Origin of the sequence: Microbacterium natoriense (assembly GCF_030816295.1) — a bacterium.
Taxonomy (GTDB): Bacteria; Actinomycetota; Actinomycetes; order Actinomycetales; family Microbacteriaceae; genus Microbacterium; species Microbacterium natoriense_A.
The window spans coordinates 3849160-3861798 of sequence record NZ_JAUSXV010000001.1; the positions used below are offsets into that span (position 1 = coordinate 3849160).

Consider the following 12639-nt stretch of genomic DNA (forward strand, 5'->3'; position numbering starts at 1 on the left):
GGGGGTGATAGCGTCGCTTCCGAAAGGGGTGCGCGCATGAGCGAGTGGTTCGGCGAGATGCTGGGCTTCGTCGCGGCCGCGCTCGGACTCGTCCAGATCCCCGATGCCGCAGCCCTCGGGCTCGCGATCGCCCTCGTCGCCGTCACCGTTCTCACGATCGCCGTGACGCTCACGCTGCTGCCGCTGCGGACCGCGGGCAGACCGCATCCGCATCGCGCCATCAGCGCCGGAACCCGACTCGACCAGAGCGATCCGGATGCCGCGGGCCACCCGCGTCCTCGTGCGCCGGGAGTCGCCGTACCCGCGTAGTCCCTGATCGGGAGTGCGCGGTCTTCGCCGACCCTCCCGACTCATGAAAAGGACAACGTTGTGGACATCTTCGCCTTCCCTCCCCTGAACTGGCTGCTCGACGCCGCCTACCGCGGCCTCGCCGGCCTCTCCGACCTCCTTGATCCCCTGAGCACAGCATCCGCCGCCCTGGCCGTCGTGCTGGTGACTCTGCTCGTTCGGGCCCTGCTGATCCCGGTGGGCATCTCGCAGGCGAAAGCCGAGCAGACAAGAGCCCGGCTCGCGCCCCAGCTGCGCGCGCTGCAGCAGAAGCACAAGAAGAACCCCGAGAAGCTGCAGGCCGCGATGCTCGACCTGTATCGCCGCGAGAACACCTCGCCCTTCGCCGGGATGCTCCCGGTGCTCGCGCAGGCGCCGGTCGTCGGCATCCTGTACACGCTGTTCATCCGCCCTGAGATCGCCGGGCATCCGAACGAGCTGCTCACGCACGACCTGTTCGGCGCACCGCTCGGCACGAGCCTCGTCCACATGCTGACGGCCGGGCCGTTCTCGGGAGCCACACTGCTCGTCACTGGCGCGCTCATCGTGATCATGATCGTGGTCGCCGACATCACGAGGCGGGTGTTCCGACCCGCTCCCGTAGACGACTCCCCGATGTCGTCGCCGGGGATGCTGCGCGTGATGAGCGCTCTGCACTACCTGACGGCGGTGTTCGCGGTCTTCGTCCCGCTCGCCGCAGCGCTCTACCTCACGGTCACGGTTGCGTGGACTCTCGTGCAGCGCGTCGTGCTCCGCCGGCGCTACCCGATGCCCGTGCCGGTCGCGGCCTGACGCGTGCTGCTGCCCGCACCGGACCGGTTCAGTCGGGCAACGGGATCGGAGCGGTGAAGGGGCCGTCGGAGCGACGGTCCCTTCGCACGCCGAGAGTCGTGCCCACGCTCGCAGCGATCACCAGGGCGACCGCCAACATCCGCAGCACCGTCGCGTCCTGTCCCAGGATCATCCAGCCCGCCAGCGTCGCGAAGGCGGGTTCCAGGCTCAGCAGCACACCGAACACCCGTTGCGGCAGCCGCCGGAGCGCGGCGAGTTCGAACGTGTACGGGATGACGGACGACAGCACGGCGGTGATGGAGGCGAGCAGCAGCAGGTCAGGCGCGCCGGCCACGGTGACGGATGCCGGTACTCCGACGGGAAGCAGAAGAACCGCGGCGACCAGCAGCCCGATGGACAGGCCGCCGTGCCCCGGGATGAGCGAACCCACGCGCGCGCTCATCCGGATGTACATGATCCAGAATCCGGCCGCGACGAAGATGAACAGCAGCCCGAGGGGATCGAGCGGCTCGGCGCCGATCATGCCGTCCACACCCAGCAGAGCCATGCCGAGGAGAGCCACTCCCACCCAGATCGCATCCGCCACCCGCCGCGTCAGCACGGCGGCGAGCACGAGCGGCCCGAGGAACTCGATGGCCACCGCGGGCCCGAGCGGGATGCGGTCGATCGCGGCGTAGAAGAATCCGTTCATGGCGGCGAGCGAGACGCCGAACAGCACCGCCGCCAGCCACTGCTGACGGGTCCATCGCCGCGGTCGCGGTCGCACGATGACGAGCAGGAGGAGCGCCGCGATCGCCACGCGCAAAGACGTGACGCCCCAGGGCCCCCAGCACGGGGAACAGTTGCGCGGCGACCGCGGCGCCGAACGGCAGAGAGAGGCACGAGCCGACGACGAGGGCCACACCCACGAAGGGGCGGGACGACGTCGGCGGCTGCACCTCTCCAGCCTAGGGGCGCGCTGCGGTCAGAGCGGCTTGCCCCCTGTCACGGCGAGCACCGAACCCGAGACATAGGACGACTCGGCCGAGGCCAGATACACGTACGCGCCGGCGAGCTCGGCCGGCTGGCCCGCTCTGCCCAGCGGCGTGTCGGCCCCGAAGGACTTCAGCCGCTCGGCATCCCACCCGGTCGCGGGGATCAGCGGCGTCCAGATCGGCCCGGGGGCCACGGCGTTCACCCGCACGCCCCGCGGGCCGGCCTCCTCGGCGAGCGCCTTCACGAACGCCACCTGAGCCGCCTTGGTCATGGCGTAGTCGAGCAGACCGGGTGAGGGGTGGAAGGCCTGGATGGATGCGGTCACGATGATGCTCGCACCCGGCTCCAGATCGGGCAGCGCCGCTCGCGTCGTGAACAGCTGCGAGACGAGGTTGGTGTCGAAGACCCGGCGCATCCGCTCGGTGCGCAGGTTCTCGATGCCGTCGATGTCATGCTGATAGCCGGCATTGAGAACCAGGACGTCGAGTCCTCCGAGCGCCTTCCGCGTCTCGAAGACGATGTCCGCGGCGAAGGACTCGTCGCGGATGTCTCCCGCGAGGCTCACGCCATTGCGGCCGGCCTCTCGGATCAGGGCGACCGTCTCGTCGGCATCCGCCTGTTCCTCGGGCAGATGCACGATCGCGACGTCCGCGCCCTCACGGGCGAAGGCGATCGCCGCCGCCCGGCCGATGCCGGAGTCGCCTCCCGTGATGAGCGCTCGCCGGCCCTCGAGGCGCCCGTGGCCCACGTAGCTCTTCTCACCGTGGTCCGGCCGAGGGATGGTCTCGTCCGTGTGACCCGGCTGGTCCTGGTGCTGCGGAGGGAATCCCTCCTCGCGGTGTGCGTGGCGGGGGTCGTTGGTGGCGTCGCTCATCGAATCTCCTCCTCAGTCGTCTGCGGAGTCTCCAGCCTGTGATCTGCGCCTCAGCCGTTCCAGGGGGTTGACACGGCACAGCGCCCGCCACTGCTATCCGGCATCCACCGCTCTCAGCCAGCGGAAGCCGTAGGCCTCCAGATCGAACACGAACCGCCCGTTCTCGGCAACGACCGCAGGGCTCGACGAGACCAGCTCGTGGAGCGGGCTTCCGCCGACGTCTCCCGCCGAGAGCACGACTCGCCGCGGTTCGTCGCCGAAGTTGTGCAGCGCGAGGAAGACGACTCCCTCGGCGCTCAACGTGTGGGCCAGAACCGCGGGATCCTGCGTGTCGAGCACGGCGACCGAACCCCAGGCGATCTCCGGAGCCTCGCGGTAGCGGGTGATGAGCATCCGCAGGAAGGACAGCAGAGAATCGGGGTCGCGCTGCTGCTCGTGCACGTTCACGTGCTCCGGCCCGTAGCCGCTCTTCGCCAGTTCCCTCCGCTGCCGAGAGACCGGCGCCGTCGAGAAGCCGCCTGTGCGGTCGGGCAGCCACTGCATGGGCGCGCGGACCGCCATCCGGTCGCCCAGACCCGGCACCTCGCCCATCCCGATCTCCTCCCCGTAGAAGAGCGCGGGGGTTCCCGGCAGCGCGAACATCAGGCTGTACGCCATTCGCAGTCGGCGAGGATCGCCGCGCAGCATCGGGGCGAGGCGGCGCACGATCCCGCGCCCGTAGACGCGTTGCCGCTCGTCAGGCGCCAGTTCCTCGAACACCTCCTGCCGCTCCTCCTCGCTCAGCTGATCGAGCGTCAGCTCATCGTGGTTGCGGAGGAACATCGCCCATCCCTGGCTCACATCGATCTCCGGTCGCGCGCGCAGCGCCGCCGCGACCGGGCCGGCGTCGTGCCTCACGAAGGCGAGGAAACACGCCTGCATGGTCGCGAAGTCGAACTGCAGATCGAGTTCCGCGCCCTTCGCGCCGAAGTACTCCAGCTGCTGCTGATGCGGGAGATTCACTTCTCCGAGCAACGCGGCGTCGCCGCGACGACGGGTGATGAAGCGGTGCAGCTCTCGAAGGAAGTCGTGCGGGTCAGCGGTCTGGGGCCCGCCGGGCTGCTGGATGAGGAACGGCACAGCGTCGATGCGGAACCCGTCGACCCCGAGCTCCAGCCAGAACCCGACGATCCGCGCGATCTCGGCACGCACAGCGGGGTTCGCGAGATTCAGGTCGGGCTGGTGCCGGTAGAAGCTGTGGAGGTAGTACTGACCGCTGCGCTCGTCCTTCTCCCACACGCTGTTCTCCTCGCCGGGGAACACGAGGTTCTTCGGCCCGCGTGTCGGCTGGTCCCGCCACACGTAGTAGTCCCGGTAGGGCGAGGTGCGAGAGCGTCGCGCAGCGACGAACCACGGATGCCGGTCGGATGTGTGGTTCACGACGAGATCGACGATCACCCGCAGCCCGCGGCCACGCGCGATCCGCAGCAGCTCGACCACGTGCCCGAGATCGCCCAACCGGGGATCGACCCCGTAGAAGTCGGTGATGTCGTACCCGTCGTCACGGTCGCGTGTCGGCTGGAACGGCATCAGCCACAGGCAGGTGACGCCGAGATCCGCCAGATAGTCGATCCGGTTCGCGAGCCCTTCGAGGTCTCCGACACCGTCTCCGTCGGAGTCCTGGTAGGTCTCGATGTCGAGGCAGTAGACCACAGCGGTGCGCCACCAGAGATCGCTGGTGTCCGCCGGCCTCATCGCTGGCTCGTCTCGGTGCCCAGCAGTCCCCGCAGGGCCGGCAGCAGCTCCGCCCCACACCGGTGCAGGAACGGAGACTGCGCGCGACCCACGTGGTGCAGGTAGACCTCGTCGACGCCGCGCGCGAGCTCGGCGATCCGTTCGGCGAGCTCCTGGGTCGAGGCGGTGATGATGACCGATCGTCGCAGGTTCTCGTCGGTCGGGTCGGCCAGCGCCTCGAACTCCTCCGGCTGCTCTACATCCCACATGAGCTCGGCGGGCGCGGTGGAATGCGACCACTGCTCCCGCGCGGTCGCCATGGCTTCGTCGAGGGTGTCCTCGAGGCTGATGTGCACCTGCAGGACCGTTCGCCCGGGGCCGCCGGCTCGGCGGTACGCCTGGAAGGTCTCGCTGCTCGCCGCGGCGTCCGTCCCCACCGTGATGACCCCGTCGGCCCATGCGGCCGCGCTGCTCGCCGTGTGAGGGCTGACAGCCGCGGCCAGAAGAGGAGGCGGAGTCGACGGACGGCTCCACACCCTCGCCTCGTGCACGCGCACCTCGGCGTGGGCGCTGACCCGCTCGCCGTCCAGCAGACTGCGGATGACGCGGACGCACTCCCGTAGCCTCCGATCCCTCGCATCCTTGTCGGGCCAGGGATCTCCCGTCACGTGCTCGTTCAGCGCCTCCCCGCTGCCGAGCGCCGCCCAGAACCGCCCGGGGAACATCTCCGCGACCGTCGCGATGGCCTGCGCGGCCACGACGGGGTGATATCTCTGCCCCGGCGCCGTGACCAGCCCGATCGGGAAGCGGGTCGTGGCGAGGGCGGCTCCGAGCCACGACCATGCATAGCCGGATTCTCCCTGGTTGCGTGTCCAGGGAGCGAGATGGTCCGAGCACATCGCCGCGTCGAAACCCGCGGTCTCGGCCAGGCGAACGGCCGCCAGAAGCCGTCCGGGCGGCACCTGTTCGTGCGAGGCGTGATAACCGATGACAGTCACTGAACGCTCCTTCCCGAGCGCCAGGAAGAAGCCGGCGCCCACCCCCGATGCTCTCGGGGATGGGCGCCGTTGGCACGGGGGTTGACAGCCCTGTGCGGTGATCGGATGCGGCTCAGAGCGGCGGCGTCACCGGCGTCTCACCCGTGCCAGGCGTTTCGCCCGCCTCGGGGGGCTCCGGAACGAGGTACAGCCCGCTGGGCGCGTTCGCCGTGAACGCGAGGGCTTCGATCCAGGCGCGGTTGATGGCGGGCTGGCGGCTGCCGAAGTACTTGAAGACCAGGGCACTGCCCGGCTGGATCCACACGGTCGTGCGTCCGCCGCCGACGCTGGCGTCCTCGCGCCAGCTGAACGGGAACGGTTCGCCGCGGCGCAGCTTGGCCGTGATCACGAGCTGAAGATGAGTGAGCGCTCGGTCCTCGATCTCCGTCTTCACTCCGTCTTCGTAGATGAACTTGCCCATCGAGAGCGCTCCTTCTGGCTTGCGTGTCAGTCCGACGAGGACTGTCGAAAACATCCCCCCATGCGTAGCGTATTCGGTATGGGCCTGCTGTATTACGACGACTCCGAGGAACCCGTTCAGATCGACGACCTCGCGCTCGCCCATCTGAAGGTGGTCATCGCCGCGAAGCTGCGTCGAAACGAGAGCTTCACGCTGTCATGGCGCCATCCCGACGGCGAGAGGGCCGGTCGATCGACGATCTGGCTGCATCCCTCGATCCCGTTGCGCTTCGTGTTCGACGAGCCGACGCCGCCGCCTCTGCAGCAGGAGCGGATCACTGCGATGGCCGACTCCGCGAACTCGACCGGCGGCATCATGATCGCAGCCGCCGACCTGCTCGCCGACGAGACGACGGCCACTCGGGGGAACTGAAGTCAACCCCCTCGGCCAGGCATCCGTTCCCCTCTAAGCTCGGCACTCCGACACGAGGAGGCCGCGTTCCATGGACGAACGACACATCGACGATCGCCCCGATGAGGGGTACACCCCCACGACCACGCACGCCGAACGAGGCGCGGGTTCTCCGCGCCTGCGCATCACGCGCGATGACGAGCGCACCGAGTTCGCGTTGGACGCGGACGTCGTGCGCATCGGCTCGGCCGCGGGCAACGAACTGCAGCTCGCCGACACCGATCCGGTGCACGCGACCATCACGCACGACGATCGCGACGAGTACGTCCTCGAACTCCACGGCGAGGGCGAGATGAACGCGAGCGCCGGTGTCGCGGCGACCCACGGAGGCGACCGCACCGAGACGCTGCGCACGGGAGCGCGATTCACGACGGGCCCGTGGACCCTCGTCTTCGCCCGCGAGGAGTTCGCGGATCACGGTCGCCCGTTCGGGGGTCGGCTGGGCGGCGAGTACTCGGATCAGCCCGTGCAGCCTCCTCGCCCCGAGTACGCAGGCGATGAGCGCGTGCCCGCCGAGGCGGGCACCGATGAGACCGCGACCACCGCGACAGGCACGGACGCAGCCCGTCAGTCGGATTCCAGAGCTGACACGTGATGCGGCACCCCCACCGGCTTCGACTCCGCTGAGCCGCGCTGGCGAAGGTAGATCGAGAACGCCACCATCGTCCCGACCGCGAGGAACTCCGACTGCCAGTTCTGCAGGGTGCGGTCCCAGAAGTCCGCCGAGACCACGTAGTCGAGCCAGGTGATCGCGGGCGCGCCATGCATCGAGTTCTCCTCGTTCATCACGACGACGCCACCGAGCGACTGTGCGAGCCACGAGAGGACGAACACGGCGCCCATCACGATCAGCAGGGAGTTGCCGTACACGACCGTGCGCCAGCCGCCGAGGCGCGCCCAGCGAGGGGAGTCTCCGCGGGCGTGCGCGCCGATCCGCTGATCCTCGTCGCTTCCCGGCCCCCCGTCCCCGGGTTTCTTCGACTCGGGCGAGCCGCGCTGCACGAGCCAGACCGTCGCCGCGATGAACAGGAAGAACTGCAGGAACTCGGACTGCCAGTTCTCTGCGACGTCGACCAGGAAGCCCGACGACGTCACGAACTCGCCGAAGCCGATCGTGGCCATGCCGTGGTCTGCGAGTTCGGAGTTGTTGCGGAAGAAGCCGGCGATGGACTGCCCGACCAGCGCCAGCACGAACAGCGCGAGGAAGAACAGGCTCAGTCCGTTGTCGCGGATCGCTCTGCGCATGCTCACCTCCCGCTCAGCGGCACGAGGATCATGGCGGCGAGCCCCGCGACGATGATCGTCATCCAGCTCCAGAACGTCCACCGCATCCCCGCGGTCTCCTCTTCTCCGGGCATCGAAGCCCTCCCTTCCCTGTGCCGGCATCCTGATCGCGCTCGTGACGGCGCGCCAGGGGCTTGACGGGCGCTCCTCCGGTTTGTCAATCCCCCTCCAGAGGCTTCCGGGTGCGCCTATCGTCGCCGACACGGAACGTTGACACGACACGAGAAGGAAGACCGATGACTACCGCAGCCGAGATCATGACGCCCAGCCCTCGTTGCATCGGAGTGAACGATTCGCTCCGCATCGCCGCATCCGTGATGGCCGACCTCGATGTCGGCGCCCTGCCGATCTGCGGCGAGGACAGCAAGCTCAAGGGCATGCTCACCGACCGCGACATCGTGGTGCGCGGCATCGCGATGGGGATGGACCCGGAGACGACAGCAGCCGGCGCGCTGGCGCAGGGCAAGCCCGTGACCGTCGCCGCCGATGACGACGTGCGGGTCGCGCTCGACCTGATGCAGGAGCACCAGGTGCGGCGGCTGCCGGTGATCCAGGATCGTCTTCTCGTGGGCATCGTCAGCCAGGCGGACATCGCCCTCTCGCTCTCTGCCGCGACCACGGGCAAGACCGTCGAGAGCATCTCCCGCTGAGCACCGCGATGGACGAGGTGCGCCGCCTTAGTGAGATCGCCCGGGAACGGGGCCTGCGAGTCTGCGTGGTCGAGTCGCTCACGTCGGGTCGGCTGGCCGCCACCGTGGGCGCGGGCGAGGATGCGTCCTCGTGGTTCGCGGGCGGCATCGTCGCCTATCTCACCGAGGTGAAGGAGCGGCTGCTCGGGCTGACGCCGGGCACGGATCCCTGCTCCGCCGCATGCGCGCAGCAGATCGCGGAGGGCGGGCTGGCTCTTTTCGATGCGGATGTCTGCGTCTCGACGACGGGTGTCGGCGGGCCGGGTCCCGAGGGCGGTCACCCGCCTGGCGAGGTTCACCTCGGCTGGGCGACTCCGCTCGGCACCGGCCACCGGGCGCTGAGCCTGACGGGCGAACCCGAGCAGGTCATCGACGAGGCGTCGGACGCCGCGCTGCGGCTGCTCCTCTTCCATGCGGAGGCGGTGCGGCCTGCAGGCCCGCTTCGAGCACCTGCGGGGCTTCAGCCCGGCACGAGTCCGATCCGCAGCGGAGCGTCCGGTGCGGATGCCGCAGCGAGCGCGTCATCGAGCTCGCTCAGCGGTCGCACTTCGCCGACCGCTTCGGCGAAGGGGTAGGCACGGCCCCGACCCGACAGGAAGGCGATCGCCTCGGCCAACTCCGATCCGGTGCAGCCTTCCACACCGCAGATCGTGACGAGTCGTCGAGTGATGCTCTCGAGGTGGACCGGAACAGGCTCGGCGGAGAGGGCGCTCCCTGCCAGCACGACCATGCCGCCGACCGCCACCCCCTCGATCGCTTCGGCCACGGCGCAACCCGATGTCTCGACGACGATGTCGGGATCGCGGGAGATACTGCTGGCGCCGAACCTGGCCGCGAGGGCCCGCCGGGCGGGATTCGGGTCGACCACTTCGACCGATGCTCCGAGCTCCGCCGCGATGGCCGCGGCGGAGAGGCCGACGAGCCCGGCACCATGGATCCGCACCGCAGCGCCGTCGAGGTCGCCTCGTGCCCGGGCGAGCGCCGCCCAGGCCGTCGAGGTCGCGCACGCGGCGGGTGCGAGGACGGATGCGGGCAGGGTCTCGGGCACCCGCACGATGGATGTGCCCGATCGCAGCTGCACGTGACTTCCGAACGCGCCGGTGAGGTCGCCGTGCCCGCCGATGCGATCGTGTCCGTATCGGCCGAGTGTCCGGCACTTCTGCGGGAGCCCTGCGGCGCATCGATCGCATGATCCGCACGAGATCGTGACGGACCACACCACTCGGTCCCCGATCCGCAGCGCAGTGCCGGAGACGTCGAGTGCACCGGCATCGCCGATCGCGATCACGCGCCCGACGCTCTCGTGGCCGAGCACGAGCGGCACGGGCGTCGCGCGGCGCCCGTGCACCGTGTCGACGTCCGCGTCGCAGATCGTCGACATCTCGACCGCGACGAGGACGTCGCGGTCGCCGAGCGCGACTCCAGGGACCGCGATCATCTCGTGACGATGACCCTCCCCGATCCAGACCATCGCAGTCGCGGCAGGGCGAAGAGCGACATCACGGCGGTGCCCCGGCGGACGGACCAGCAGAGTTCCCATCGTCGCACTCAGACCGTCGCGACGAGGGGCCGCAGTCCGCGCTCTGCGAGGACGCCGCGCAGCGCGGTGGCATCGGTGGCGGCGGAGAGATCGCGGCGCTTCATCGCGGTCCTTTCGAGGATGTGGGGATGGATCACCCACGACTCTCTCAAGGGAATGCGGCGCGACCGCGCCCGACCCGGAAGAGTTCAGCCTCCGTTCACCCGAGGTTCCTGCTGCGCATCGTGCAGTGCGCGTCCGCTGCCGTGGATTCGTGTGCGCAGCGAGGCGCAACGTGCGGCAGCCGGAAGCGGCCGCGAAGCGACGTGGGCGACGACACAGCCCTGAACACAGAAACGCGATCGCGAGCGCAGTGGTTCAGAAGCCTAAGAAGATCGCGCTCGCGATCGCAGCGCTGGGGACGCTTTTCTGGGGAGATCCCAGACTACGAGGAATGGGGGGACATCACGTAGAGCCATACGGCGAGACATATATGGACTTTCGTCTAGTCCTCGTTTTCGCTCGTGATCAGGACATCGGTAGCCTGGCACGCACCTGCCAGGCGTCTTCGACGACGCCCGCGCTGAACTCGCCGCTCGCGCCGATGACGCGCTCGGCCATCCGCGTGAGACCTGTGCCGCTGGACGGGAGGTCTCGCCGCGGCGTGGCGGGCAGAGGACTCCGGATCGTGAGCGTGGCGGCATCGTCGTCGATCTCCATGTGGATCTCGACGGGCCCGGGCCCGGCATGCTTGAGGATGTTGGTCGCCGACTCGCGGACGATGCGGGCGAACACGATCTCGGCGACGCGCGGTATCCGCTCATCACGAGGGTCGCCGTCGATCACGACCGGGTGCCCGGCTGCGTCGATCTCGCCCTCGGCTTCGTCGATCGCCTCGCCGAGGTCTCCGGTCGGCATGCCGGACGAACGCGGTCCGTCGTCGGCGAGTTCGATGACGAAGCGCAGATCGGCCATGGCTTTGCGCGCTGCGACCCTGATCGCCTCCTGCGATTCGGTGCTGGCCGCGGGCTCGTCGAGCATCTGCACGTGCAAAGCCACGACGGTGAGGTGGTGCGCGATGCTGTCATGCAGTTCGCCGGCGATCCATCGCCGCTCGGCGAGAACCGCCTGACGCTCCTGCTCCGCGCTCTCGGCGAGTTCGTGCTCGAGCTTCCGGCCGCGCGCGAACGCGATTCTCAAGGTGAAGCCCACCGCTCCGGAGACGGTGGCGATCACGAGGTAGGTGCCGACGTTGACGGGACCATCGACCTCGACGAAGGCGGCGATGGCGACGGCGACGAGGAAGCCGGCGGCGTAGGTGAGGATCAGGGCGAATCGCCCCAGCCGCAGCACGAGGCCTGCAGCCACAGCGGTGGCCAGCAGAGCCGCGACGGCCGTGTCTGCGGCGAACGACAGCGCGAGTACCACTCCCAACAGGAGCGTGGCGACAGTCGGCGACCACAGGTAGGCGGCGAAGACCGCCGTCGTCGCGATGCTGAACACTTTGGGGACGACGGCGAGATCAGGCGTCGTGAAGGCGCTGATGACATCGAGGGCCAGGAGGATGACGATAATCGCGAGAAGCGCGATGCGTTCGAGGGCGCTGGGCTTCTCTCCGCGCCCGAGGCGGAGGATGCCGGGGTCGTCCCGGGTCGAAAGACCAAGCGGCATCTCTTCAGTATCCCCTATTAGCCAGGTAGATTAGCGGTAAAGACCAAATGCGCGTGCGAGCTGCTCCCAAACGGACATGCGATTCACCTCCAATATCAGGTCGTTTGTCCAGGTATCTATTGATCTTCTCGGCTGGCTGCTCGGGGCACATCTGTCTCTTGTCCAGACCTTGTTGGCCAAAGGTCTAGAGATGCCCGGGACCTGTCGCCCAACGCCGTTAGGCTTCGTTCATGCCCGAAATCCGTGTGCTCATCGTCGATGATGACCCTCTCGTGCGCTCAGCCCTCTCGCACTTCGTCGCCCGCGATCCGGAGATCACGGTGATCGGTCAGGCCGAGGACGGATATGAGGCGATCGACTTCATCGAGCACGACCGCCCCGACGTCGTCATGATGGACGTGCAGATGCCGGGCATGAACGGCATCGAGGCCACCGCGGCGATCGCCGAGCGCTGGCCCGAGGTGCGGGTTCTCGCGGTCACGACGCTCGACGGCAGCGACACGGTGCTGCCGATGCTGAGCGCTGGTGCCTCCGGCTACCTCCTCAAGGACTCGAGCGCCGAGAGCATCGTCACCGGCGTGCGCGAGGTGCACAGCGGCGCGAGCTCGTTGTCGCCTCGCATCGCCTCGCTGCTGGTCAAACATGTCCGCAGCACCGAGCCCGCCGGCGGCGGCGCCGAGCTCGAGGTGCTCACCGATCGCGAGTCGGAGGTGCTGGAACGCCTCGCCCAAGGCATGTCCAACGCCGAGATCGCGCAGTCCCTCATCGTCTCCGAGGGCACCGTCAAAGCGCACCTCGGTCGAATCATGTCGAAATGGCAGGTGCGCGACCGCGTGCAGATCCTGGTCACCGCCGCCCACGCGGGCCTCGTCGACTTCCGCTGAGTC

General features: G+C 68.8%; 16 protein-coding genes. 7 read left to right on the forward strand and 9 right to left on the reverse strand.

Going from position 1 to position 12639, the window contains the following annotated elements; genetic code table 11:
• Positions 1–36 precede the first annotated feature (36 nt).
• Together QFZ53_RS18300 and QFZ53_RS18305 are read left to right on the forward strand one after the other, a co-directional pair.
• On the forward strand, positions 37–309 hold the full coding sequence (locus QFZ53_RS18300) for a DUF6412 domain-containing protein (RefSeq protein ID WP_292904138.1): 273 nt from the start codon (positions 37–39) through the stop codon (positions 307–309).
• Positions 310–369: 60 nt separating this feature from the next.
• Positions 370–1119 carry a YidC/Oxa1 family membrane protein insertase gene (locus QFZ53_RS18305; RefSeq protein WP_307298777.1) on the forward strand — a complete coding sequence of 250 codons (750 nt, stop codon included), beginning with the start codon at positions 370–372 and terminating at the stop codon, positions 1117–1119.
• Between the two features lie 28 nt (positions 1120–1147).
• Here QFZ53_RS18305 and QFZ53_RS18310 read toward each other — a convergent pair whose 3' ends face one another.
• From QFZ53_RS18310 to QFZ53_RS18330, 5 genes are all read right to left on the reverse strand, one after another.
• Positions 1148–1918: an EamA family transporter gene (locus QFZ53_RS18310; RefSeq protein ID WP_307298778.1), complete on the reverse strand. Its 771-nt coding sequence runs from the start codon at positions 1916–1918 to the stop codon at positions 1148–1150.
• 165 nt (positions 1919–2083) lie between these two features.
• Entirely contained in the window at positions 2084–2968 is an 885-nt protein-coding gene (locus QFZ53_RS18315; protein ID WP_307298779.1) for an SDR family oxidoreductase, read from the reverse strand.
• 93 nt (positions 2969–3061) lie between these two features.
• Complete coding sequence (locus QFZ53_RS18320; RefSeq protein ID WP_307298780.1) at positions 3062–4702, reverse strand: alpha-amylase family protein; 1641 nt, start codon at positions 4700–4702, stop codon at positions 3062–3064.
• Entirely contained in the window at positions 4699–5679 is a 981-nt protein-coding gene (locus tag QFZ53_RS18325) for a TIGR03885 family FMN-dependent LLM class oxidoreductase (protein ID WP_307298782.1), read from the reverse strand. The genes QFZ53_RS18320 and QFZ53_RS18325 overlap by 4 nt, the downstream gene beginning before the upstream one ends.
• 112 nt (positions 5680–5791) lie before the next feature.
• On the reverse strand, positions 5792–6139 hold the full coding sequence (locus QFZ53_RS18330) for a DUF7882 family protein (RefSeq protein WP_292904150.1): 348 nt from the start codon (positions 6137–6139) through the stop codon (positions 5792–5794).
• A gap of 78 nt (positions 6140–6217) precedes the next feature.
• Between QFZ53_RS18330 and QFZ53_RS18335 the strand changes: the two genes are divergently transcribed.
• On the forward strand, positions 6218–6550 hold the full coding sequence (locus tag QFZ53_RS18335; protein WP_307299443.1) for a DUF7882 family protein: 333 nt from the start codon (positions 6218–6220) through the stop codon (positions 6548–6550).
• A 70-nt stretch (positions 6551–6620) separates the two neighbouring features.
• Positions 6621–7184: an FHA domain-containing protein gene (locus tag QFZ53_RS18340; protein WP_307298784.1), complete on the forward strand. Its 564-nt coding sequence runs from the start codon at positions 6621–6623 to the stop codon at positions 7182–7184.
• On the opposite strand, the gene QFZ53_RS18345 is transcribed toward QFZ53_RS18340, so the two are convergent.
• A complete protein-coding gene (locus QFZ53_RS18345) occupies positions 7157–7834 on the reverse strand; it encodes a DUF6766 family protein (protein ID WP_307299445.1) in 678 nt (225 codons plus the stop codon). The genes QFZ53_RS18340 and QFZ53_RS18345 overlap by 28 nt on opposite strands.
• 275 nt (positions 7835–8109) lie before the next feature.
• Between QFZ53_RS18345 and QFZ53_RS18350 the strand changes: the two genes are divergently transcribed.
• Together QFZ53_RS18350 and QFZ53_RS18355 are read left to right on the forward strand one after the other, a co-directional pair.
• A complete protein-coding gene (locus QFZ53_RS18350) occupies positions 8110–8523 on the forward strand; it encodes a CBS domain-containing protein (protein WP_292904156.1) in 414 nt (137 codons plus the stop codon).
• 8 nt (positions 8524–8531) lie between these two features.
• A complete protein-coding gene (locus tag QFZ53_RS18355; RefSeq protein ID WP_307298788.1) occupies positions 8532–9137 on the forward strand; it encodes a CinA family protein in 606 nt (201 codons plus the stop codon).
• Here the strand turns inward: QFZ53_RS18355 and QFZ53_RS18360 are convergent.
• The 3 genes from QFZ53_RS18360 to QFZ53_RS18370 form a co-directional block, all read right to left on the reverse strand.
• Positions 9023–10102 carry an alcohol dehydrogenase catalytic domain-containing protein gene (locus tag QFZ53_RS18360; RefSeq protein WP_307298790.1) on the reverse strand — a complete coding sequence of 360 codons (1080 nt, stop codon included), beginning with the start codon at positions 10100–10102 and terminating at the stop codon, positions 9023–9025. The two genes, QFZ53_RS18355 and QFZ53_RS18360, sit on opposite strands and share 115 nt — an antisense overlap.
• Before the next feature lie 8 nt (positions 10103–10110).
• Complete coding sequence (locus QFZ53_RS18365; protein WP_307298793.1) at positions 10111–10239, reverse strand: hypothetical protein; 129 nt, start codon at positions 10237–10239, stop codon at positions 10111–10113.
• Positions 10240–10609: 370 nt separating this feature from the next.
• Positions 10610–11752, reverse strand: a complete 1143-nt coding sequence (locus QFZ53_RS18370; protein WP_307298794.1) for a sensor histidine kinase — start codon at positions 11750–11752, stop codon at positions 10610–10612.
• Positions 11753–11982: 230 nt separating this feature from the next.
• Between QFZ53_RS18370 and QFZ53_RS18375 the strand changes: the two genes are divergently transcribed.
• Complete coding sequence (locus QFZ53_RS18375; protein WP_307298797.1) at positions 11983–12636, forward strand: response regulator; 654 nt, start codon at positions 11983–11985, stop codon at positions 12634–12636.
• Positions 12637–12639 lie beyond the last annotated feature (3 nt).